Genomic DNA, 24,459 nt, shown 5'->3' on the forward strand with positions numbered 1-24,459 from the left:
AGGAATCTCCTCCGATTGCTCAATTCTTTTTTGAACGGATTGAACTTATAGGAAGTTTTTATCTATACCAATTAGTGTAGAAAGAACTACCATGTTTCGTATTTTAGTCTATACTAGTCAATAAAACAAGAATAGATACTTGATTTTAATTTTTTTTTAACTATCCAGTTGGTTTTCACCATTCATGATTTTTTTTAAGTATCGACCAGTATAACTCTCTTTCACCTCAATGATTTCTTCAGGTGTACCAGTGGCTAAAATCGTACCGCCACCTTCCCCGCCTTCTGGTCCAAGATCAATAATATGATCAGCGGTTTTAATAACATCAAGGTTATGCTCGATCACTAATACCGTATTCCCTGCATCTACTAAACGTTGCAAGACATCAAGTAGCCGGGCAATATCATCTGTATGCAAACCAGTCGTTGGTTCATCTAAAATATAAAAGTTCTTACCATTCGCTATTTTGTGTAATTCACTAGCGAGTTTCATCCGCTGTGCTTCCCCACCAGATAATGTTGTAGCTGGTTGCCCCATCGTAACGTAGCCTAGACCAACATCGACAATGGTTTGAAGTTTTCGATGAATCTTAGGGATTGGTTGGAAAAATTCAACGGCATCTTCAACCGTCATTTCTAAAATATCTGCAATACTTTTCCCTTTATAATGAACTTCTAGCGTTTCAGAATTATATCGCTTCCCATGACAAACTTCACAAGGAACGTAAACATCAGGTAGAAAGTGCATTTCAATCTTAATAATTCCATCGCCTCGGCAGGCTTCACAACGTCCACCTTTAACGTTGAAACTAAAACGGCCTTTTTTATACCCACGCATTTTAGCTTCATTTGTTTGTGCAAATAAATCTCTAATATCATCAAATACACTAGTATATGTCGCAGGATTGCTTCGTGGTGTGCGCCCAATCGGACTTTGATCGATATCAATGATTTTTTCAATACTTTCATAACCGGAAATTGATTTGAATTTACCAGGTTTTGCTGAATTACGATTGATTTTTTGTGCAAGAGCTCGTTTTAGGATACTATTGACCAATGTACTCTTACCTGAACCGGACACACCAGTCACCGCAACAAATTCACCTAAAGGAAATTCCACTGAAATATTTTTCAAATTATTTTCCGTTGCCCCAGTGATTTTGATAGCTTGTCCATTCCCTTTTCGGCGTTCAGTTGGAACTGGGATACTCTTTTTACCGGATAGATATTGTCCAGTTAAAGAATCTTCATCAGCAGCAACTTCTGCTGGCGTGCCAGCTGAAACGATTTCTCCTCCTTGATGCCCCGCACCAGGACCCACATCAATCAAATAATCTGCCGCACGCATCGTATCTTCATCATGCTCGACCACGACCAGGGTGTTCCCTAGATCACGCATTTTCTTCAATGAACCGATCAAACGGTCGTTATCTCTTTGATGGAGTCCGATAGAAGGCTCATCTAAAATATAAAGAACCCCTGAGAGATTCGAGCCAATTTGAGTGGCCAAACGGATCCGCTGTGCTTCTCCTCCTGAAAGAGTTCCTGATGCACGACTCAGCGTTAAATAATCGAGACCAACATTTTCTAAAAATGAAAGTCGATCATTCACTTCTTTTAAAATCGGTTTAGCTATTACTTTTTCTTGGTCTGAAAGGGTCAAATTTGAAAAGAAGTTGACCGCTTTTTGGATAGACAACTCGTTCGTTTGTCCAATATTCGTTCCATTGATTTGAACGGATAAAGCTTGAGGATTCAAACGATACCCATGACAAGTTTGGCAAGTCAATTCAGTCATATATTGTCTCATTTGCTCTCTTGTGAAATCACTGTTCGTATCATGGTACCGACGCTTAATGTTTTTCAATACCCCTTCAAAAGTTGTTTCAACATCACGAACACCACCGAAATCATTCTCATAGTGGAAATGGAACAGCTCGTCTGTCCCATTGAGCACGATTTCTTGATGTTCAAGTGGCAACTCTTCAAAAGGCGTCTCCATATCAATCCCATAACTTTCACAGGCTTGAGCTAGCATCTGAGGATAGTATTGTGAACTGATTGGATTCCAAGGGACGATCGCTCCTTGACTCAACGTCTTCGTACGATCAGGTATCACTAAATCTTGGTCCACTTCTAATTTGACACCAAGACCATCACAATCAGGACACGCACCAAATGGCGCATTGAAAGAAAACAGTCTTGGTTCCAATTCACCAACAGTAAAGCCACAATAAGGACAAGCGTAATGCTCGCTAAACAGCATTTCCTCTTCTCCGATGACATCAATCAAAACATAGCCTTCTGCTAAACGCAAGGCAGCTTCGATTGAATCAAACAAACGTGAACGGATTCCTTCTTTTATGATGACACGGTCTATGACAATTGCGATATCATGCTTTTTATTTTTTTCTAATTCTGGTACTTCACTTAAGTCATAGATTTCTCCATCCACTCGAACACGTACGTATCCTTCTTTTTGAATACGTTCAAAAACTTTTTTATGTTGGCCTTTTTTCTTGACAATGATCGGCGCAAGAACTTGAATTTTAGTTCGTTCAGGTAATTCTAAAACTTTATCAGCCATTTGATCAATAGATTGGCTGGTGATCTCAATGTGATCATTCGGACAGATAGGATGCCCCACACGTGCAAACAGCAATCGGAGATAATCATTGATTTCTGTGACAGTTCCTACTGTTGAACGAGGGTTTTTACTAGTTGTTTTTTGATCAATTGAAATTGCTGGACTTAGCCCATCAATACTATCAACATCCGGTTTATCCATTTGCCCTAAAAATTGCCGTGCATAAGCAGAAAGACTTTCGACATATCTTCTTTGTCCTTCTGCATATAATGTATCGAATGCTAACGAACTTTTCCCAGAACCAGATAATCCAGTGACCACCACAAATTTATCTCGCGGAATTGTCACATTGATGTTTTTTAAATTGTGGGCTCTTGCACCATGGATAATTATTTTATCATTTGCCATATAATCCCCCTACTCTGACGCCTTTAGTTCAAGAATCATATCCCGTACATTTGCGGCTGTCTCGAAATCTAATGCTTTAGCAGCATCTTTCATTTCTTTTTCTAATTTCATTAATAATGTAGCTTTTTCTTCTCTTGTCATTTCTTCATAGGATACTTGAACCGTTTCTTTTGCATCATCTTCGGATTCTTTCGTGATGGAAATCAAATCACGGATCTCTTTGATGATCGTTTTCGGCACGATACCATGCTCTTGATTATATTGTTCTTGGATACTACGTCGTCTAGAAGTTTCATCGATAGCCTTGCGCATCGAATCAGTCACTTTGTCCGCATACATAATCACTTTTCCTTCTGCATTCCGTGCTGCACGTCCAATCGTCTGTACTAAAGAACGTTCGCTCCGTAAAAAGCCTTCTTTATCTGCATCCAAAATCGCTACTAGCGAAACTTCCGGTACATCAAGTCCTTCACGTAACAAGTTGATTCCTACAAGTACATCGAATTCACCTAAACGAAGATCACGAATGATTTCGGTACGTTCTAATGTTTTGATATCACTATGCAGATATTTGACTTTGATTCCTAATTCTTTAAAATAATCAGTCAAATCTTCAGACATTTTCTTTGTCAATGTAGTTACAAACACGCGCTGATCTTTTTCAACTCGTTCATTGATTTCTCCTACCAGATCATCAATTTGCCCCATGATCGGCCGCACTTCGATGATTGGATCTAGTAGTCCAGTTGGTCGGATGATCTGTTGAATCACTGTATCCGTTTGTTCATACTCATATGGACCAGGCGTAGCAGATACATAAACGATTTGATTCACGTGCTTTTCAAACTCTTCTAATCGTAACGGACGATTGTCTAATGCCGATGGTAAACGAAAACCATAATCGACTAACATCTGTTTTCTTGCGCGGTCACCATTGTACATTCCCCGAATTTGCGGCATTGTCACATGCGATTCATCAATAATCATTAATGAATCTTCGGGAAAGAAATCAAGTAATGTGTATGGTGGCTCACCTTCTTTTCGACCATCCATGTGTCGCGAATAATTTTCGATTCCAGATGTATAACCCATCTCTAACATCATTTCAATATCATAGTTCGTTCGTTGTTCTAGCCGTTGAGCCTCTAACAATTTATTCTCATTCCGCAAAACTGTCAAACGTTGTTCCAGTTCCGCTTTGATATTTGCAACCGCATGTTCCATGTGTTCATCATTTGTGACAAAGTGAGTCGCTGGAAATATCGCCACATGCTCAGTTTCTCCCAAGACCTCACCAGTCAACGCATTGACTTCACGAATCCTTTCGACCTCATCACCAAAAAATTCAACACGCAACGCACGTTCATCTCGACTGGCTGGAAAAATCTCCACAACGTCCCCACGTACTCGAAAACGACCACGTTGAAAATCAATATCGTTGCGCTCAAATTGGATACTAACTAAATCACGAATCAATTGATTACGATCAAGCTCAGCTCCTTGTCTAATTGAAACGACTTGTTTTTGATACTCAAAAGGTGAACCCAAACCAAAGATGCAAGAAACAGAAGCAATCACGATCACGTCATTTCGTTCTAATAACGAACTGGTTGCCGAATGTCGTAACTTATCAATTTCATCATTGACACTAGAATCCTTTTCAATGTAAGTATCACTTGAAGGGACATAAGCTTCAGGTTGATAATAATCGTAATAAGATACAAAATATTCAACTGCATTATTGGGGAAAAATTCTTTGAACTCCCCATATAATTGTCCAGCTAATGTTTTATTGTGAGCAATAATCAATGTTGGCTTATTCACTTTTTCAATCAAATTCGAAACGGTATACGTCTTCCCTGTACCAGTTGCTCCTAAAAGTATCTGAGCTTTCTTTCCACCAACTACCCCATCAACTAACTGTGTAATGGCTTCGGGTTGATCTCCTGCTGGTTGATATTTTGACACCAACTCAAAGTGTCGGGAGGTATCTCTTTCTATCATATTTCATCCTCCTTTTCATTCTTTCCTCTTCATTTTACGACCACAAAAAAGAAAAGGAAAGCAAAGGCATTCCTTGTTGATTTATTATACCACACCGAACATACTTTCGCTACTTTTGAGTTTTTTCTTTTCTACTATATTATATAAATTCATACATGTATTATGTAGTAAATTAGGCAGCAAAATTATATATCAATAAGGTCCCTTAAGTAATTATTTATCTTACGTTAGATTCCTCTCTACATTTATTATGTTACATTTTATAACATAGATTGTTACAAAATGACATTTTTTTTATTTTTTTCAGCAACTCAGCTTGTATCTATTATTAGTTTTCGCATATAATAGGAAAATATGAAAAGTTATTGAAATTTTAGGAGGTTAATTATGAAAAAAAAGCATTTGCTTCATACGATTATTTTCATAATGACAGGACTTGTCACATTTGCGCTTAGCAATCCTGTACAAGCTGACGATAAAACTACTGCTGACTCAAGTACGAGCGAGACGATGCAAAAAATAGAACCTAAGAAAGAGACGTATGTCATTGCCAGCGATTCAGCTTTTGCACCTTTCGAGTTTCAAAACGCTGAAGGCAAATACGAGGGAATTGATGTTGGATTAATGGAGGCAATCTCCAAACTGCAAGGATTTAACCTACGTATGGATTATCGTGGTTTCTCTGCTGCGCTACAAGCGTTAGAATCTGGTCAAGCAGACGGAATGATCGCAGGAATGACTGTGACCGATGAACGAAAAAAAAGCTATGATTTCTCAGATCCTTATTTTGAAAGCGGGATTCAAATCGCTGTCAAAAAAGGAGACAATTCAATCAAGTCCTATGAAGACCTAAAAGGAAAAACAGTAGGTGCCAAAGTTGGAACTGAAAGTGCTGATTTTTTAAATGCCCACGAAGACCAGTACGGCTATACCATCAAGTACTTCGATTCTGCAGATCAGTTATATGACGGATTGAGAGTTGGAGCAATTGACGCCATGATGGACGACTACCCTGTTATCGGCTATGCAATTAAAAACAATCAACAATTAGAAACACCGATTGCTAAAGAATCTGGTGGTAAATACGCTTTTGCTGTGAAAAAGGGCCAAAATCCTGAACTATTACAAATGTTCAACGAAGGTCTAAAAGAATTAAAACGAACTGGCGAATACGATAAAATCATCAACAAATATATCTCAACAGATAATACGCCTACTAAAGCCAGCAAAGATGAATCTACACTAACTGGTCTATTACAAAACAACTACAAAGTTTTACTAAAAGGTTTATGGCAAACGATCTTATTAACTTTAATTTCATTCGCCTTGGCATTAGTTGTTGGTGTTATCTTTGGTTTATTCAGCGTAGCGCCAATCAGAGCCCTACGAACAATTGCAAGTATTTATGTCGATGTCATCCGCGGTATTCCAATGATGGTTCTTGCATTCTTCATCTTCTTTGGATTACCAGGTATCGTCGGATTTACTATTCCCGACTTCATTGCCGGGATTATCACACTAACTTTGAACGCCAGCGCTTATATCGCAGAAATCGTTCGTGGTGGGATCAAAGCTGTGCCAGTTGGTCAAATGGAAGCTTCTCGCAGTTTAGGACTTTCATATAATCGAACCATGCAAAAAATCATCTTACCACAAGCAATCAAGATCATGTTGCCATCTTTCGTGAACCAATTCGTTATTTCATTGAAAGATACAACAATCATCTCAGCGATCGGTGTGGTAGAGTTACTGCAAACTGGTAAAATTATCGTTGCACGTACGACACAAAGTACGTACGTCTATCTAATTATTGCTATCATGTATTTGATCCTCATTACTATTCTGACAAAATTAGCAAAAGTTTTAGAAAAGAAGGTGAAATAAGATGGCTGAAAAAATTCTAGTTGAACATCTTGTAAAAAAATACGGTGAAAATACCGTTTTAAATGATATCAATGTTTCAATCAACGAAGGTGACGTTGTTTGTATCATCGGTCCTTCCGGTTCAGGAAAAAGTACCTTCCTACGTTGTTTAAACCGTTTAGAAGAGCCTTCAGACGGCGAAATCATCATTGATGGGGCCCACTTAATGGACAAAAACACTGATATCAATTTGGTAAGACAACACATCGGAATGGTATTCCAACATTTTAATTTATTCCCACATCTTTCAGTGCTAGAAAACATTACATTAGCACCAATGGATTTGAAAAAAGAATCAAAAGAAGCCGCTGAAAAGAAAGCAATCAAATTGCTACAAACCGTCGGCCTTGAAGATAAAAAAGACATGTATCCAGAAATGCTTTCTGGTGGACAAAAGCAACGGGTCGCTATCGCTCGTGCTCTAGCGATGAATCCTGATATCATGCTCTTCGACGAACCAACTTCTGCACTAGACCCGGAAATGGTCGGAGATGTCTTGAACGTCATGAAAAAATTAGCTAAGCAAGGGATGACGATGGTTATCGTTACACACGAAATGGGCTTTGCTAAAGAAGTTGCCAATCGTGTCATGTTTATTGATGGAGGGAATTTCCTAGAAGATGGCACACCACAACAAATCTTTGAAAATCCACAAAATGAACGAACAAAAGATTTCCTAGATAAAGTACTAGATATTTAACCTTAAGATGATGAAATTGTTAAAGACCGTTGCAAAAGGATGCCTATCCCTTGCAACGGTCTTTATTTTAAAGGCATTTATAAAATCGACCAGAAATAACACTTACTTCCTTTTTGTCCTCTTCTTCCGTCCCTGCTTTAATTATTTGTTTGCCACTTTCTCCTGTCTAAATAAAAAAAGCAAATCAATAAGAGGCTGGCGATTTTCCAGCAATTAGATGTTGGTCTAACTGCCAGAGATGCTAGCTGAATTTATTGATTTGCTTTTCTTTTATTTTCTTTTCTTACCGCCAAAGGCATCTTTCACTTTATCAAAGAAGCCATCTTCTTGTTGTTCTTCTACTTTGATGCCGCCAGCTTCAGCAAAAGCACGCAATGCTTCACGTTGCTGTTCATTTAAGTTCTTCGGCGTGATCAACTTCACTTTCACATGTTGATCCCCAGTAGCTCCTCCACGAAGTTTAGGCGCTCCTTTGCCACGTAAACGGAAATTCGTTCCTGTTTGCGTACCTGCCGGAATTTTAAGTTTGACATCTCCATGAACGGTTGGCACTTTTACTTCATCACCTAAAGCAGCTTGTACAAAACTCAATGGCAATTCGTAATAGATCTCTGAACCATCACGATCGAAAATATCACTTTCTTCCACACGGAATACAACATATAGATCACCAAATGGTCCGCCGTTTTCTCCAGCTTCACCTTGACCTGCCAGACGCATTTGTTGTCCTTCTTCTACACCTGCTGGTACATTCACCTTAACAGAATGTGCTTTCTTTTCGTGACCAGAACCATGACAAGTCGGACAAGGATCTTTGATTTCTTTACCAGTACCATGACAAACGTCACAAGTTTGACGACTCATCACACGGCCAAGTGGCGTTTGACGTTCCACATTGATTGTCCCTGATCCATGACACTTATGACAAGTTGTTGGTTGTGTTCCAGGTTTCGCACCATTTCCATGGCAAGTATGACAAATTTCTTCTCGGTTATACTTGATTTCTTTTTCTACGCCAAAAATCGCTTCTTCAAAAGAAAGATCGATCGTATACTGTAAATCCGCACCCTGTCTTGGCGCATTAGGGTCTACCGTACGACCGCCACCGCCAAAGAATGAATCAAAGATATCTTCGAAGCCACCAAAACCGCCACCTGAAAAGCCGCCAAAACCACCAAAGCCGCCACCGGCTCCACCAGCGCCATAGTTTGGATCGGTACCTGCGTGTCCATATTGATCATAAGCTGCCCGTTTTTGCGGGTCACTTAAAATTTCATAAGCTTCTGATACTTCTTTGAATTTTTCTTCTGCATCAGCTTCTTTATTGATATCTGGATGATATTTTTTTGATAGCTTTCGATAAGCTTTTTTAATTTCATCTTCAGAAGCTCCTTTTGAGAGCCCTAAGACTTCATAATAATCACGTTTTGTTGCCATAGGCTTTCCTCCTATTGGTTCTCATCATTTCCACGTCGCTTGTTATCATATCATACTTTTACGAAAACAAAAACTGCTACTTTCAAGTATTTAAAAAAGGAAGCTAGTTTAAGGCTCATACCTAAGTCAAGTTTTCCAAATTGAAGAAAGAATGTTCCTCAAATCTTATCTTATGACCAGATCGAACTACCTCAAAGCAACAGCTATTGTCCAAGAAATTCTCCCATTGTTCTTATGACTTCTGTTATTCAACAGGCATAATCATGCACATCAAATCTCCAAACAATAAGGTCTCTATTTTGCGCATCATTCTTGAAAGTGAACGCCTACTAACCTTTTAGACCACGCTAAATTTAGAACTATCGGAAAATAATCCGAAGAATCTCGAAAATATGAGAATCTATTTTCGCATTCTTCGGATTATTTCTTAGAGCTGATCTCTTTTGCTAAACCTTCTTTCAAGCATTGGCACTAAAAACGAATGGTAAAGTAAATTGTTGTATAAACTTCGATTCACTCGTCTTTTAGATCCTGCTTAATATTGTTTAACAACGTATTCAAAAGGTTGTATTGTATGATAACAGTCCCAGCTAGAGAAGGGGAAAACCTTCTCTACTGAAACTTGTCATTTCTACTAAACAGCTAACGATTATTTAATGAGATTATTTTTTGTCGTCTCCGTCGACTTCTTCAAAGTCAGCGTCTACTACATCATCTGCACCTGTTTGCGCTGCTTCTGGATTTTCTTGTGCTTGTTGTTGCGCAGCTTGTTCATACAATTTAACTGTCAAATTTTGCACGATTTCATTCAATGCATCACGTTTTGTTTTCATTTCTTCGATATTGTTTGCTTCAACAGCAGCTTTCAATTCATCGCGAGCTTCTTCCGCTTTTTTCACTTCTTCTGCGTCAACTTTACCTTCTAATTCTTTTAGTGTTTTGTCAACTGAGAATAGTAAAGCATCAATATCGTTACGTAAATCCACTTCTTCTTTACGTGCTTTATCTGCTTCTGCATTCGCTTCTGCATCTTTTACCATGCGTTCGATTTCATCATCAGTTAGACCTGAAGAAGATTTAATCGTGATTTTTTGTTCTTTTTGTGTACCTAGGTCTTTAGCAGAAACATTCACGATACCATTTTTATCAATGTCAAAAGTAACTTCGATTTGTGGCACACCACGTGGTGCTGCAGGAATATCTGTTAATTGGAATCTTCCTAACGTTTTGTTATCAGCAGCCATCGGACGTTCACCTTGCAAGACATGGATATCTACAGCAGGTTGATTATCTGCAGCCGTTGAGAACACTTGTGATTTACTTGTAGGGATCGTTGTGTTTCGATCAATTAATTTAGTAAAGACGCCACCCATTGTTTCAATACCTAATGATAACGGAGTAACATCAAGTAACACAACGTCTTTGACATCACCTGTGATAACCCCACCTTGGATAGCAGCACCCATCGCTACTACTTCATCTGGGTTTACAGATTTGTTTGGTTCTTTTCCAGTTTCTTTTCTTACTGCTTCAACAACTGCAGGAATACGTGTTGAACCACCAACTAAGATAACTTCATCAATTTCAGATTGTGATAAACCAGCATCTTTCAAGGCTTGTCGTACTGGAATTTTTGTACGCTCTACTAAATCAGCAGTTAATTCATCAAATTTCGCACGAGTCAATGTCATTTCTAAGTGAAGAGGACCTGCTTCGCCAGCTGTGATGAACGGTAAGCTGATTTGTGTGCTTGATACTCCAGATAAATCTTTTTTCGCTTTTTCTGCAGCATCTTTCAAACGTTGCAATGCCATTTTATCTTGTGATAAATCAATGCCGTTTTCTTTTTTGAACTCAGCTACCATGTGATCAATGATTTTGTTATCGAAGTCATCCCCACCTAGATGGTTATCTCCAGCTGTTGATAGTACGTCAAATACGCCATCACCTAATTCAAGGATAGATACGTCGAACGTACCACCACCAAGGTCAAATACTAGGATTTTTTCATCACGATCTGTTTTATCCAAGCCATAAGCAAGCGCTGCAGCAGTTGGTTCATTTACAATACGTTCAACTTCTAAGCCAGCAATTTTACCAGCATCTTTTGTTGCTTGACGTTGTGCATCATTGAAGTAAGCAGGCACAGTAATAACTGCTTTTTCAACTTTTTCACCTAGATAGTCTTCAGCGAATCCTTTGATATATTGAAGGATCATTGCAGAGATTTCTTGTGGTGTATATGATTTCCCTTCTACTTCTACTTTATAGCCTGGTTCACCGATATGGCGTTTGATCGATGAAATCGTATTTGGATTCGTTACTGCTTGACGTTTAGCAACTTCACCCACTTGAATTTCCCCATTTTTAAATGAGACAACAGAAGGAGTTGTACGGTTACCTTCTGGATTTGCAATAATTTTTGCTTCGTTTCCTTCTAAAACAGCTACTGCTGAATTGGTTGTACCTAAGTCAATACCGATAATTTTACTCATAATTAACGTCTCCTTATCTTAGTTAATTTTATATCATGACATTATTGCGCAACAATAACCATTGTTGGTCTTAATACGCGGTCATGTAATTTGTAACCTTCTTGTAGTACTTCGACGATTGTGTCAGCTGGAAGTTCCTCAGTCGCTGGCACGGTTTGTACAGCTTGATGGAGGTTCGGATCAAAAGCCTCTCCTTTTGCTGGGATTTTTTCGATTCCTTCTTCTTTAAGTGCTTGTTTCAAGCTTTCTAGTACCATTTCAACACCTTTTTTCAAACTTGCACCCTGATCATCAGCCACATCTGTAGCCAAAGCACGCTCTAAGTTATCAATTGAAGGTAATAATTTTTTAGCAAGATCTTGTGAACGATATTTTTGTAATTGTTCACGCTCATTTTTACTTCGATTTGCAATATTTGCAATCTCAGCTCGAGCACGTAAATATTTATCTTCCAACTCTTCCATTTCAGCCTTTAAATTTAAACGCTCAAATTCTTCAGCTTCTACGTCAGAGACACCTGAGTCTTCCGTCGCTTCCGTATCGATTTCCGTATCTTCTTGAATATCCGCTACGTCTTTTTCTAACTCTTCTTTTTTTTCTTTCACAAGACACACTCCTTTTCGTTAATCAGTCAGTGATTCGTTTTCATGCTAAGATCCAGTCAAATCAATTGATCGATAATAATCAGCAAGCTTGTTCGCTAATTCTTGACGATATACATCTACCAGACCCAGCATTTTTGAATAAGGCATACTGGTTGGTCCCAACAAGGCTATTGTACCTCGACCGTGTCCAGCAATCTCGTAACTTGCTTGGATCATGCTCATATTTTGTAAAAGCTCATTTCCTAATTCAGATCCAATTTTGATGTGGATGTTACTATCCGTTGGGACGATCATTTGGGTTAATTCATAAGTATCTGTCATAAACGAAAACATCGATTTGAATTGCTCCAGATCTTGGTGGAGTTCATAATCTAGTAGATTCATTTGCCCACTTACATAAATTTTGTCTTCAAACGCATGTCCGAGTATCGTATCAAAAAGATTTGATATCCCTTCAGTTGTCTGAAAATATCTATGCAAAATCATTGGAATCTCTGTCCGCAATTTATGATAGACAGTCATCAATGGATCTCCCACCAATCGTTCATTGACAATGCGAACAATTTTTTCTAAATCTTGGCTTCCTAGATTTTCAGGAAGTGTAAAAACTTGGCTTTCTACATTTCCTTTATCGGTTACTACAATCGCAATCACTTGACGACTATTTAAAGGAACAATACGAAAACCAGTCAAACGGCGGTCTTTAATTTCTGGGCCTAACGAGAAGGTTGTGTAACTAGTTAGCTCGGATAAAATCTCAGCAGATTGTTGAATAATCTCGTTAATTTCATGAAATTCTTTGCTTAAAGACAGCCGAATCTGCTGCAGATCATCATTGGTTACACGAGCAGGTTTTAGCAAATGATCCACATAATGCCGATAACCTAATGCTGAAGGAATCCTTCCTGATGAAGAATGAGTTTTAAGTAACAACCCAGCATCTTCTAAGGCTTTCATGTCATTACGGATCGTTGCTGAGCTTGCCTTGACTCCATCTTCCATTAAGGTTTTGGAGCCAACGGGTATACCGCTACTCGTATAGTTTTGGATGATCAGACGTAAAATCTCACTTTGTCTTTGTGTTAACATCTTCTTCACCTCTCATTAGCACTCATATCTTCTAAGTGCTAACCCACTTACTAATATAGCAAGAAGCGCATAGTGTGTCAAGAAAAAGAACACCACTTTTAGCACTCTCATTTAACGAGTGCTAAAAGCGGCATTCTCTGATAAATACATTGATAGATCAACACGAAAGATAAATAGGTTTCTTAATACCTTCCATTATTTAATCGATCTATAAAGAAATTTAAAGGTTTTATTGACCTCTCACAACTATTTTTCAAGCAAGAAACGTTCAAATACTTCATTTCCTAGAAAAGTTCCTTTTGGCGTTAAATAAATTCGATCGGATTCATTGACCAATAATCCTTCTTTTTCTAAATCTGTCAAAACCTTTGAATAAAGCGATTCGATTGTTTGCTGATAACGTTCGTAAAAATGTTGTTTGGAAATTCCTATCTTTTTCCTTAACCCAAGAAACATTTCTTCCTCGATTTGATTTTCTCTTAAAAGTACTTCAGTTTCCAAAACAGGGAGTTCTCCTGCTCTTAATGGACGTAAATAATGTTGAATCGGTCCCTTATTACGGTATCGTTTATTCCCAAGATATCCACTTGCACCTGCGCCAAAGCCGAAATAATGATCATTGTTCCAATACATCAAATTGTGTTTTGATTCATGCCCCTCCAACCCAAAATTACTGATCTCATATTGATGACGTCCCTTTTTTTCCATTGCTTGTATGGTTTCTTCAAACATCCGCGTTTCGGTTTCTTGGTCAGGCAGTTCTAAACGCCCTTGCCGCACCCAATTCATAAACATCGTTTTATTTTCTAAAATCAATGAATACAATGAATAATGGGGCAAATCAAGTGCAAGTGCTTGATTCAATGTCTCTCGATAGCCCTCTAATGTTTGTCCAGGTAACGCATAAATCAGATCAATACTCACATTCGTAAAGTTTTCTTCTTCTAAAAAACGCATTGTTTGGTAAACATCCTCTGCGGTATGTTTCCGCCCAATTTTTTTCAGCAACCGATTATCAAAAGTTTGCACCCCCATTGATAAACGATTCACTCCATAATTTTTCATGACCTGAAGCTTTTCTTTCGTTAGATCTCCAGGATTCGCTTCAACCGTAAATTCTTTTCCTTCTTTAAAAGGCAATATTTCCCTAGCGCCTGCTAACAAACGATCCAATTGCACTGCAGTCAAAGACGTAGGTGTCCCACCACCAACATACAGTGTTTCTAATTCTTTTACAGGATGTTGTTTAAGTGTGATTTCCATTTCTTTTAGAAGCATCTCGACATATTCATCTACGGGTTGACCTTCTAAAAATACTTTATTAAAGTCACAGTAATAACAGATATGCTCACAAAACGGGATATGGATATACGCAGAAACCTTTTGTTCTGCGGGATTGGTTGTTTCATTCATTAAACTAAATTCTCCTTACGTCGAAAAGTCGTACCTGTTTTCGACCTTCTTTAAACGGTGTTCAAGCGATTGCTTCTACGGAATTAAGTTCAAAAAATTCAAAAATATGGAAAGCTATTTTCGATTTTTCGCTCTTAATTCTTGAAGCAAACCATCGCTTTCACAACCTCTCATATACGCATACTAACCGTATTTTCCAAACAAATCCACTAAAAAATCCAAGAATCGACTTCTTGGACTAGTTTTTCTTTGGTTGTATTGGTTACTTGGTTATAAATTTCTAAAGTTGTTTTCATGTTGGAATGACCCACTCGCTCCATGATCGCTTTAATTAGAAAGCCTGCTTCTGCCAATAAAGAGATATGAGTTTAATGGTAAAGACAGTAAGGTCTATACAGTGGCTAATCAAAAAAGACCTAAAAAATGGTAATTCAACAAGCATCTCCTCAATTGCTGAACTTATTAGCTATTTCATTCTGTCTTTTATGTTGTATGTACGTTTTAAATCTAATTCTTTTAATCATTCTTTTCTTTAGGTTTATCCATTTGAAAAACTCTGCATCACTTGATACAACCTCTGGGGGTTTACACACTTTTTTATAGACTACCTTTCAAAAGTTGACTCTCGTTTAGTTCTTGAAAATTCTTCGTTATTTTTTATAGCAGTATTTGTTAGTTTTTCTGAGAGAGTAGGTTTCATTGACTGGCCTCTTTTATTTCTTCTGTTATTAGATTGTTCAAAGTTATTAATGAGTTTATTGTATTCATCAGTATACTTTGTTGCTAACGAGGGGCTTAATTTTCCTTTTTTTACAAGCAACTCTATACAATTTTTCTCATTAATTATTGCATATTGAATATTCGTTTTTTCACACTTTAATGTTGGAAGGATGATATTCTCAAAAATATTAAGATTTTTTTCTGTCTGCTGAATATCACTAGGAGACATTTTCTTATTCGAGCGTAACTGTAAATGGAACTCATTAATTTGTTCACGTAAATATTTTATATTTTTAGTTGCCATGTTGAAATTGTTTGAAAGATCTTCAAATCTTATTGCTATAGATTCTTCTTGTGGAGAAAGAGTAGGTAGCGCTGTTGTAGGTTTATTCGTTATTTCAGGCATACTTATCGTTGTTTTATAAGTGCTACCCAAATGGGTTCCTTTTGATTTTGTAGACTCTTGTGAAAAAATAGTAGGACTTTCTGTTTCAAGAGAATGCACTGCAGGGGTTCTCAGGTAGTTTATCTCATTTTTTAGGAATCTTGTTAGCTTTCTACAATTGGCTAAAAAACTATTGGCCTCCCTTTTTTTGTTTTTTAGATTGTCTAAGTCCATTATGTAACGAAACTCATATTCTTCTACTTCTGTTCTATTCTCTATTCCATCATTTTTTAAATATTTTTCAAGCGATTCCATCTTCTGTTCTGTCTTATTCACAAAAGTTTTTAAATCATTCCTCACAAGACGTAATTCTTTGCATAATTCTTCAGACTGCTCACGGTATGATTTTAATTGATTAATTTCTGCAGGTTTTTCAGTAATGTATCCGTTTAAGAGTTTGATAAATTCTGACTCTTTTTCCACTAGTTGATAAATTGCTCCGTCATGAGCTTTTTGATCCTCGAGATGCTTTGAAAATTCTACATCAATTTCTTGTGATTGTTTAGATTTTTGAGCTGAATAGGGGTTTGGATCATCGACTTGCATTTCGTCTAATAGTCTTGAGGTTTGGTCAGTGTTCATCACATTATTGTGTTTCGAGTGTCGAACTTTGTGTGGATGAATTTCATCATTTTTTTTAGATTTTTTAGATTTTTTTTTAGATATTTGAGCTGAATAGGGGTGTCTTGGATCATCTCTTTGCATTTCGTCTAGTAGTCTTGAGGTTTGGTCAGCGTTCATCCCATTGTTGTGTTTCGAGTGTTGAACTTCGTGTGGATGAATGTCATCAGGTAAAAAATTAATTCTACCCAAGTTTTCTACATACGGATTTCGTTCTAATTCCCTTCCTTGATTTTGGTGTCCTAAACTACGTGCTTCATTTGCTATGCTCGCCACACCAAGAGCAGCAGTAATCAGTTTACCTATTCTCATATAGTATCCATCTCCTTTTCATTTAATGCTTTTTACTTATCCTATGGAAAGTAAAAAGCTAGACAAAAAACACAACAACTATAAAAACTACCCAAACAAGGAGAGAGTTTTCTAGCCGTCGCAAATGTAAAGTACCACAACGACTCTTTAATGTTCATAAAAGTTTCATTTGGATTTGAGTCATTATTTTAAACACATTTTAGTAGTCACAGTCATATCTTAATCGTAGATATGACTTCATTGTTCAAACCATTTTTATCCACATCAACTAATTTTTGTTATTTAATGCTTATCCCATTAACTATGTACTTCATCATTTCTTTTGTTTTTTGGCCAACAATTGTTTAACCAATCAGCGATAATTCTGTTGTCTTTTTTTCATGATTTTATGTAACAATTTCTTTATTGCTTATGATTATAACGATGTTTTTTTTAAATGGCTTACGATTATTTCATATCCCCAAGCAATGAGAACAAGTATTACAATTCTCACATAAATAGGAAAACAATAAATAATAAATATGTTAATCAATTCAAAAATCACTAGTAATATTAAATAATGAACAAATAGCCATATTTTAGATAAATAATTCATATAAAACACCATCCAATCAAGATTTCTTTACTTTATTGGCTGCGTACACTTATGATTACTCAACAATCAATATTCGAACCCCATTTTCATCCTGGTTGTTTATTTACAAGAATAATCATTCCTTTACTTGTATGAATAGTAGTTCCGATAGAACCATTAATAGCTTGAGCTATCCTAAACCTACATAATGTACAATCGTTGCAAGCCCAACAGTTTTTGCAGTAGTCGCAATATAAGAGTTCAAATAAATATCTTTTGTTTCGTTATTGAAATTAAATACTTTATTTACCCTAGCCTTAAGTAGCTCTTTTCTTCTTTGTAATGCTATTTCGCTAGCAGTAAAAATTGTATATGGATCAATTTCTTATCGTTTCAAAATAGTGATTAAATCGTCAATATTTAAATTAAATAATTGCCTGAATCCTTCAGTAAGCTTTTATTCAGTAATAGTTCTGTCTATTGATTGATTCAACGAAATTTTTGTATTTTCATTAGCAAATACATTTGATCCTATCGAGATTGATGGAGTAATAGAGACAACCAAATCAGATGTAAGTAATACTAATTTTCATTTAAAAATATGTATCCTCCCAATTATTTTATTTGTCTTATATGACTATACAACTGTAAACTAATAACGATGTTATTAGTTTACCTCGTCATAAAAAACGTTTTTAAAGTCATAACTGTTTGAATTTTTTAAATAAAAGAACTAATTTTAGTCAGCCAGTTACAGTAATGAACAGATATGCTCACAAAACGGGATATGGATTTACGCAGAAACCTTTTGTTCTGCGGGATTGGTTGTTTCATTGATTTTTGTTCCCCTTAATCTTATTTTATTTTGTTTCTTTCTTATGTTATAAAGCAACTTTAATTTTTCTTATTTGACTAAATAACTTTAACTTCCATCGATTCTAATATACTTACGTTTTCACGGATAAAAAGTTTTTGTTTTTCTCCTTTTTCTTGATCTTTTTTCAGTTCACAATCCCTCTTGGTTTCTTATTTTTAAGCAAAAAAATAGACCTAATTATACTTGAAATTTCAAGAAAATAACTAGGTCTATATGCTATATATAGTTGAGACAGCACAGTTTATGTGGTGGCTAATCCCAATAGAAATGGGGTGAGGCCTATGTTTATTTGTAACTTGCTCCCTAGAAAGGATAAGCTTGTCTGTTTTTGAAGCGCTAATGTTTGTAATAGCTTTTGCAACGTTAGGTCTGACAACCAGCAATCACAAAAACGACAAAAAATAACCGCAATTTAAACTTAGCCAGTTTGAACGGTTATTTTTTTGTAACTATTTTTAAACTGAGCCACCTTCTTAAACGGTGCTGTCAGAAGGGAACTGTTCGCGCAGTTCCATTTTTCATCTTCATTATAGCATACGCTTATTCTTCTATCCAATTTTCAAAACAAAAGAACAGTTGTTTTTTATTTTTAAGGTAATAATAACAAATCCTATAGGCTATAATCAGTTATGACAGTAAAGTTTAATGACGGTGGCTATCCAATCTGAAAGTGAGGTGGTGCTTATGCACATAATCTCAAACTTTAGAGAAAGGAGACGCCTTTTGTCTGTGGAAGCAGCGTTAGGGCTAATGATCAGTTTTGGATCTTTGATCGCAACACTGATTTTTGGCATTCTAACCTTAGCCCACAAAAACGACAAAAAGAAGTAACCGTCACTTTAGCGAGAGATTGGTTACTCCTTTTTGAGATAACTATATAACTTGCCACCGTCTTTAGCGGTGCTGTCAAAAGGGAACTGTTGACGCAGTTCCTTTTTTCATGTTTATTATAGCATACCCTTTCTCTTTTGTTCAATTGTTTCATTATTCATCATTTAATCTTTCATAAACTCATCATTTTTCACACTACAAAAACGCTTCTTACCCCGACACTTTATTTCAGTAAATTATTTCTTATTTTTCTTTACAACAACTATCTGTCCGATAATCAAAATCAACGTTACCCCAAAGCCGCTTCTTAGAAAGTCTCGATTCAGTAAATATTCGATAAAAATACCTATTAAACTGGCTACTAACGCCACAATGATAATACTAGCGTATGGATGGTTTTTCGTATACTTTTTCCAGTTTTTATACAAGAAAACTCACTCCTCTATATTATTCCGGCTATAGCTATTCCAGCATCATTATAGCTAGTTCTCGTAGGAAGCCAGCCTAACCTTTTTTAATTCTATCTTATTTTCTTGAAAATGCTGTATTAAGCGCTGATTCTAAAGTTGCTCAACGTAAATCAGAGATAATCTTATAGTATTTTTTCATGATGTTCTACCATAGTTTTTTATAGTTAATGTTTTAAAAAACGTCTTATGATTATTTCATATCCCCACCCAATGAGTATCAATATGCCTATTCGTACATAAAAAGGAAACTGATAAATAAGATATGTGTTAACTAATTCAAAAATGATTAGCAAGATTAAAAAAGAAATAAATGACCAACTTTTAGTGATATACTTCATCTAATATCCCTCCCTCTCTTTACCAATTTATTCCGCGCACTCTAGCCTTAGTCTTATTCCACTCTATATCAATCCGAGGATGAGTTTGAGCTTTAAATTGAATATAACCTATTTCTAAAATGATGGTTTTACTATTTTAGAAAGGATTATGTACTGTTTATTTTTCTATTGATTACACGAGACTCATGAGTACCGTTATTCATTGTTCCGATCTATTTTGATTGTCTTCATATATTCTAATTCTTTTTTTACGTGAACAAGCATATAATAATCTTCGACATAAAGATTTTTTACTAGTATAAATAAATCATTCGATTTAAAAATTAAAAAAATGATTATCAGTGTAAAAATACTGATTAGAAAAATACTAAAATTTATACTGCCATTCTCAAAAAATTTTTGGATGAGATAGATCATGATAGGAAAACACAAAGCTACGATAAAGTTTTGGTAAATACTTAATATCTTGGTTCCGTGTATTTCTTTCTTTTCGATCAAGTATTCCACATCAAAAATCAATTGATTGATACTTCGTTCGTCAAGCATTCTTTCGGCTTTTCGTTTATATAAATAATTATGGTATTTCTTAGGACGACCATGCTTTGTTCGATATATTTTATAGCAACAGTATAAGATAAAAATTGTTGCCACAATAAATTGGTAAAAAATATTTTCAATATTGTTATAAGCATTATGATTTCCAGTTAAATATAAAAAAACACTACCCAAAATTACTACCGTAAATAACACTATAGGCCCTGCACTAATAATATACAAAAACAGATAAAAGGGTTTGATTACCCACATGGTTCTGAATGAACTTGCTTCTCGATAGATATCCGTATAAAATTTCATTGCTTCAATTTGCTTTACTTTGAGTATTTTTGTCATTTATCCATTCTAGAGTCCTTTCTTAATCACTTGTTTGAACTGTTTATTCTTTCTATTGAAAAATTGACGGGGAATTATTCCCAAGTACGGCTTCATCACATATTTTTTTGTTGATTTTTTAAACTATAAACCCTGTCTTATCGTCCGTAGTATTGACTACCATTCAATCGAAGTATCACTGTATTAGTATATGTAGAGATTTTGGAAAAAGAATCGCTGACTGATGCTATCATTCCGTTGTGTTGAACTTTTCTGTATGACCACAATGTAAGGAACATGCTTTAAATAGATGGCCGGTTTTTCCATTCCGACAATTAATTATGATTCCTTCGCTACATTTGGGGCATATTTTTATACCCATTGGCAAAGAATTTAAAAGCTGAAATTTTAGCATCGTATCTGGTATGATTTGATTTAATAATTGTAATAACCCGTAGCGATCATACCACTCGATTTCTTTTGCTTTTTCATTTTGTTCAATTTCTTCATAGACCTGTTGATAAAAAAATGAAGTGGTGATAAACATTTTTTTATCCCAATTTTTATTTGAAATTCCTGAAAAATTAGTGATATCTTTACGTCCAATCAGTGTCGGTGTGGGTTTTGCGTTTAAGCGATTGGATTTTGCTTGTACCGCGATCCGCTTTTTTTCTTTCGTCAAAATTAAATCGACACCCCCATCTCCCACATACTTACGATGATCTTTGACATAACTTTTCTTCGTTATCTCAACCCCGTATCCTGCTAATCGGAAAGCTGCTGCTAAAAATTGCTCAAAATGTTCTCCTTGCCTCACTCGATCATCTTGGCTACTACCGAAATCTTTATCCATGTCACTTAAAAAGTCGATTACGATCTTCTCATCTTTCTTTTGCACAAAAGACGTTTTTCTTATTTCTAAGTATTGTTTGGAAACCACTTCTTGAGCGCTGCTTTCCAGTTGATTGGCTTCTTTGAATTTTTGTAAGAATTTAAAAACCATTATTTTCTCCTCTCGCTTATCGTTCTGACAATTACATTGTAAATCAATAACAAGAGTATTAATTTGTTATATAATAAAAATTTTTAAATAATTTTTATTAAAAGAATCAATCCGTTGATACTTCGCTTACTAGAACTATTGTGAAGATTACAGATTTTTTAGGCATTCTCGTTGATTATCATTGATTTGAACTATCGTTTACTGGGTATCATTCCTCTCCTATACTCAAAGAAACTTTATCAAAAAGGCTCGATTATATTTTAAGGAAAGCTAACTTGTGTCCGAGTCACATGAAGGATTTTCCCTACTAGGAAAGATCGGATTGTTACTTGTTCTTGTGTTGATCAAAAAATCAGAATAGTCATTCAGGTTTTTTAGCCAATTACTTAAAACAACTGCGTGTACTGACTCACTAATCTATGATCCTTGATTTGCTTATTTGTAATAGAGTTGGCGTTTGTTTGAACCGAAGTGTCGTTATTCAACTTACTACCAACGTGGCTTTTCGGTAAAACGCTACATAAACTACCCCCTCGCTCAATCAAGTCAGCGAAGGGCTAATTTTTGAATAGTTTTTTGATTGTAAAGTACGTTTAGTTAAAATCTTTCTTTAATACATCTACCTGTCTACTATATTTAGATTTATTTCTTCATTGTCGCTATGCCCATTGTTTGTGGGGTTTTTAGGATTTCAATGATTGGCAGAAGCATTAGCGCCCCTAAAACAGCAAAACTTAGGCTATAAGCCAGTGGAATCGACAGCTGGATTTCCAATAAATGAATCACCAACGTAATAAATGATACGCCTAACCCTTGAGCTAAAGATTGGACAACTGTATTCAATGTATTGGCACTATTGCGTTCTTGTGGTGGAATTTCTGATAAACTCAATCCCATAAATGCGGTAAGTGCGAGTGAACGCCCGATTCCTGAAGCAAAAGCTAGTAACATAATAATCGCTGGAAATGTAGTTGCTTCAATGAAAAACAAACAGAAAGAACTACTCAAAATCATGAGGAATGACGCAATCAGTGCCCCTTTGTAGTTAAGTGAGCGAATAATCGATGTCGTGAAGGGTTTGATCCCAATATTTCCAATAAAAATGAAAATAACGTAACTTCCTGCAACGATTGCTGACCAATGAAAAATATTTTGTAAATAGATCGTCAACAAGTATGGCATCGCTCCGACAGATAACCAAAGGATTGCCCCACTGGTTTGGCCGATTCTAAAAGAAGTTTTTGATAGGGCTTTTAATGAAAATAAGGGTTGTTCGACTTTATTTAAATGTTGATATGTGAACAAAAGAAATATTATTCCACTCACGATACACACAATTCCTGCTATCTCAAATGAAAGACCGTCTCGTGAAGATAATTCTGCACCGACTACAAGTAAGGTGGATGCCATTGCCATTTCCACAAAACCGAGCCAATCAAATTTATTTTTGATCAGGTCATGGTCTGACGGAATCAATGAATATCCTAGGATCAAGATCGACATACCGATTGGCAAATTGATCAAAAAAATCCAATGCCAACTTAAATAGGTAATGATTTCTCCACCCATTATAGGAGCGATCGCAGGTGCGATTAATGCTGGCCAAACAAGATAACTCGTCATTTTTAATAGTTGATCGACTGGCGTTTTTTCAAAAACGATCAATCGTGCAGTAGGTGTCATCAACGCTCCAGAGAAACCTTGCAACATTCGCATTCCTAAAAGAACCCCAAAACTAGGCGCAAGGGCGCTCCCTAATGAACTAATGGTGAATAGGAAAACAGCCAGAAGCCAGATTTTTTTCTTACCAAAATAATTGGCTAACCAGCCACTCATTGGGATAAAAATCGCCACTGTAACTAAATAGGCACTGATTAAAAGTGAGATTTGCGACATACTTGTTGAAAAAGTGGTCGCCATTTTGGGTAAAGCTGTTGTAACAATCGTACCATCTAATATTTCCATAAATAAACTCATTGCCATTACTAAGGCAATTTTGATTTGTTGAGACATGTTCTTCCTCCAAATATCATCCTTAATATATCTTTTAGATATATATTTTTTTGTATAAAAGAGACTGTAACTAATAAAAAGTTACAGTATCGTTGCTTTTTTATGACGCTTTAAAATCGACCTGATGTTAAGAACTGTCACGTTTTGTTCTACACCAAGATCATGCTTATTCTTCCACATAAGGTAGTTCTGATAGGAAATCTTCTGCCCACTGGATTGCTAACTGGGCTTTTCCAAGTAATAATTCTAACTTTTTAGTCGCATACCAATGATCAATTTTTTTTACTTCGTCTAGTTTTTTTAAATAGCCCTTGATTTCGTCAACCGTGATTTGTTTTTCACGTATGTAGACCATTAACAATTCTTTTTGTTCGTCTAATGAGAGATGTTGCATCGAATCGAGTTTGATTAAATAAATTTCTTCTGTATGAGCGCCACTGGGAACGTCTTGTTTCATTAATTCAAAAAATCGTTGACGTCCTTTATCAGTAATACTGGCAGTCTTTTGTGTACGGCCTTCTTCATTAACAGTAATAGTGATTAAGCCATTTTTTGCCAACTTGTCTAACAATGGGTATAAAACACCAAAACTGACTTTGCGATTTTTACCTAAAGAAGCCTGCATTGCATTTCTTAAGTGATAACCATTTTGTGGTGATTCCATCAATTCTCCTAGAACAAACAGTTCATTCATCATGTTTCTTCCTCCTTATCTATCTTTTAGA

At 36.1% G+C, this 24,459-nt stretch carries 16 protein-coding genes; 3 read left to right on the top strand and 13 right to left on the bottom strand.

The genetic code is table 11. The features are described from left to right. Positions 1-156: 156 nt before the first annotated feature. The gene (gene uvrA, locus IGK91_RS07525) at positions 157-2,994 is read right to left on the bottom strand and encodes an excinuclease ABC subunit UvrA (protein ID WP_010737739.1); all 2,838 of its coding nucleotides are present in this window, start codon (positions 2,992-2,994) and stop codon (positions 157-159) included. 9 nt (positions 2,995-3,003) lie between these two features. After that, positions 3,004-4,998 (bottom strand): excinuclease ABC subunit UvrB, encoded by a 1,995-nt coding sequence (uvrB, locus tag IGK91_RS07530; RefSeq protein ID WP_010737740.1) that lies wholly within the window; start codon positions 4,996-4,998, stop codon positions 3,004-3,006. 387 nt (positions 4,999-5,385) lie between these two features. Here uvrB and IGK91_RS07535 point away from each other — a divergent pair, with 387 nt between their 5' ends. Both IGK91_RS07535 and IGK91_RS07540 read left to right on the top strand, forming a co-directional pair. Continuing rightward, the gene (locus IGK91_RS07535; protein WP_010737741.1) at positions 5,386-6,882 is read left to right on the top strand and encodes an amino acid ABC transporter substrate-binding protein/permease; all 1,497 of its coding nucleotides are present in this window, start codon (positions 5,386-5,388) and stop codon (positions 6,880-6,882) included. Position 6,883: 1 nt separating this feature from the next. Next, positions 6,884-7,621 carry an amino acid ABC transporter ATP-binding protein gene (locus tag IGK91_RS07540; RefSeq protein ID WP_010718943.1) on the top strand — a complete coding sequence of 246 codons (738 nt, stop codon included), beginning with the start codon at positions 6,884-6,886 and terminating at the stop codon, positions 7,619-7,621. 270 nt (positions 7,622-7,891) lie between these two features. Here IGK91_RS07540 and dnaJ read toward each other — a convergent pair whose 3' ends face one another. The 6 genes from dnaJ to IGK91_RS07570 all read right to left on the bottom strand — a co-directional run bounded on the left by dnaJ (position 7,892) and on the right by IGK91_RS07570 (position 16,758). Then, the gene (dnaJ, locus tag IGK91_RS07545) at positions 7,892-9,058 is read right to left on the bottom strand and encodes a molecular chaperone DnaJ (protein ID WP_010718942.1); all 1,167 of its coding nucleotides are present in this window, start codon (positions 9,056-9,058) and stop codon (positions 7,892-7,894) included. 662 nt (positions 9,059-9,720) lie between these two features. Next, on the bottom strand, positions 9,721-11,553 hold the full coding sequence (gene dnaK / locus IGK91_RS07550; RefSeq protein ID WP_010718941.1) for a molecular chaperone DnaK: 1,833 nt from the start codon (positions 11,551-11,553) through the stop codon (positions 9,721-9,723). A 41-nt stretch (positions 11,554-11,594) separates the two neighbouring features. Then, a complete protein-coding gene (gene grpE / locus IGK91_RS07555; RefSeq protein WP_010718940.1) occupies positions 11,595-12,158 on the bottom strand; it encodes a nucleotide exchange factor GrpE in 564 nt (187 codons plus the stop codon). Positions 12,159-12,203: 45 nt separating this feature from the next. Next, positions 12,204-13,247 carry a heat-inducible transcriptional repressor HrcA gene (gene hrcA, locus IGK91_RS07560; protein WP_010718939.1) on the bottom strand — a complete coding sequence of 348 codons (1,044 nt, stop codon included), beginning with the start codon at positions 13,245-13,247 and terminating at the stop codon, positions 12,204-12,206. A 246-nt stretch (positions 13,248-13,493) separates the two neighbouring features. Further along, positions 13,494-14,660 carry a radical SAM family heme chaperone HemW gene (gene hemW / locus IGK91_RS07565; RefSeq protein WP_010737743.1) on the bottom strand — a complete coding sequence of 389 codons (1,167 nt, stop codon included), beginning with the start codon at positions 14,658-14,660 and terminating at the stop codon, positions 13,494-13,496. A 604-nt stretch (positions 14,661-15,264) separates the two neighbouring features. After that, positions 15,265-16,758: a hypothetical protein gene (locus IGK91_RS07570; RefSeq protein WP_223603357.1), complete on the bottom strand. Its 1,494-nt coding sequence runs from the start codon at positions 16,756-16,758 to the stop codon at positions 15,265-15,267. 2,135 nt (positions 16,759-18,893) lie between these two features. Here IGK91_RS07570 and IGK91_RS07575 point away from each other — a divergent pair. After that, positions 18,894-19,040: a putative holin-like toxin gene (locus IGK91_RS07575; RefSeq protein WP_081186522.1), complete on the top strand. Its 147-nt coding sequence runs from the start codon at positions 18,894-18,896 to the stop codon at positions 19,038-19,040. A 236-nt stretch (positions 19,041-19,276) separates the two neighbouring features. On the opposite strand, the gene IGK91_RS07580 is transcribed toward IGK91_RS07575, so the two are convergent. From IGK91_RS07580 to IGK91_RS07600, 5 genes are all read right to left on the bottom strand, one after another. Next, positions 19,277-19,468, bottom strand: a complete 192-nt coding sequence (locus IGK91_RS07580) for a hypothetical protein (RefSeq protein WP_010718919.1) — start codon at positions 19,466-19,468, stop codon at positions 19,277-19,279. A gap of 575 nt (positions 19,469-20,043) precedes the next feature. Then, the gene (locus IGK91_RS07585) at positions 20,044-20,739 is read right to left on the bottom strand and encodes a hypothetical protein (RefSeq protein WP_225429048.1); all 696 of its coding nucleotides are present in this window, start codon (positions 20,737-20,739) and stop codon (positions 20,044-20,046) included. Between the two features lie 229 nt (positions 20,740-20,968). Continuing rightward, a complete protein-coding gene (locus IGK91_RS07590; protein WP_010718916.1) occupies positions 20,969-21,721 on the bottom strand; it encodes a restriction endonuclease in 753 nt (250 codons plus the stop codon). A 642-nt stretch (positions 21,722-22,363) separates the two neighbouring features. Beyond that, positions 22,364-23,734 carry an MFS transporter gene (locus IGK91_RS07595; protein ID WP_181934326.1) on the bottom strand — a complete coding sequence of 457 codons (1,371 nt, stop codon included), beginning with the start codon at positions 23,732-23,734 and terminating at the stop codon, positions 22,364-22,366. 166 nt (positions 23,735-23,900) lie between these two features. After that, the gene (locus tag IGK91_RS07600; RefSeq protein ID WP_010737750.1) at positions 23,901-24,431 is read right to left on the bottom strand and encodes a PadR family transcriptional regulator; all 531 of its coding nucleotides are present in this window, start codon (positions 24,429-24,431) and stop codon (positions 23,901-23,903) included. Between the last annotated feature and the right edge of the window lie 28 nt (positions 24,432-24,459).

It is taken from the genome of Enterococcus sp. DIV1208 (assembly GCF_050530455.1).
Classification (GTDB): domain Bacteria; phylum Bacillota; class Bacilli; order Lactobacillales; family Enterococcaceae; genus Enterococcus_B; species Enterococcus_B hirae.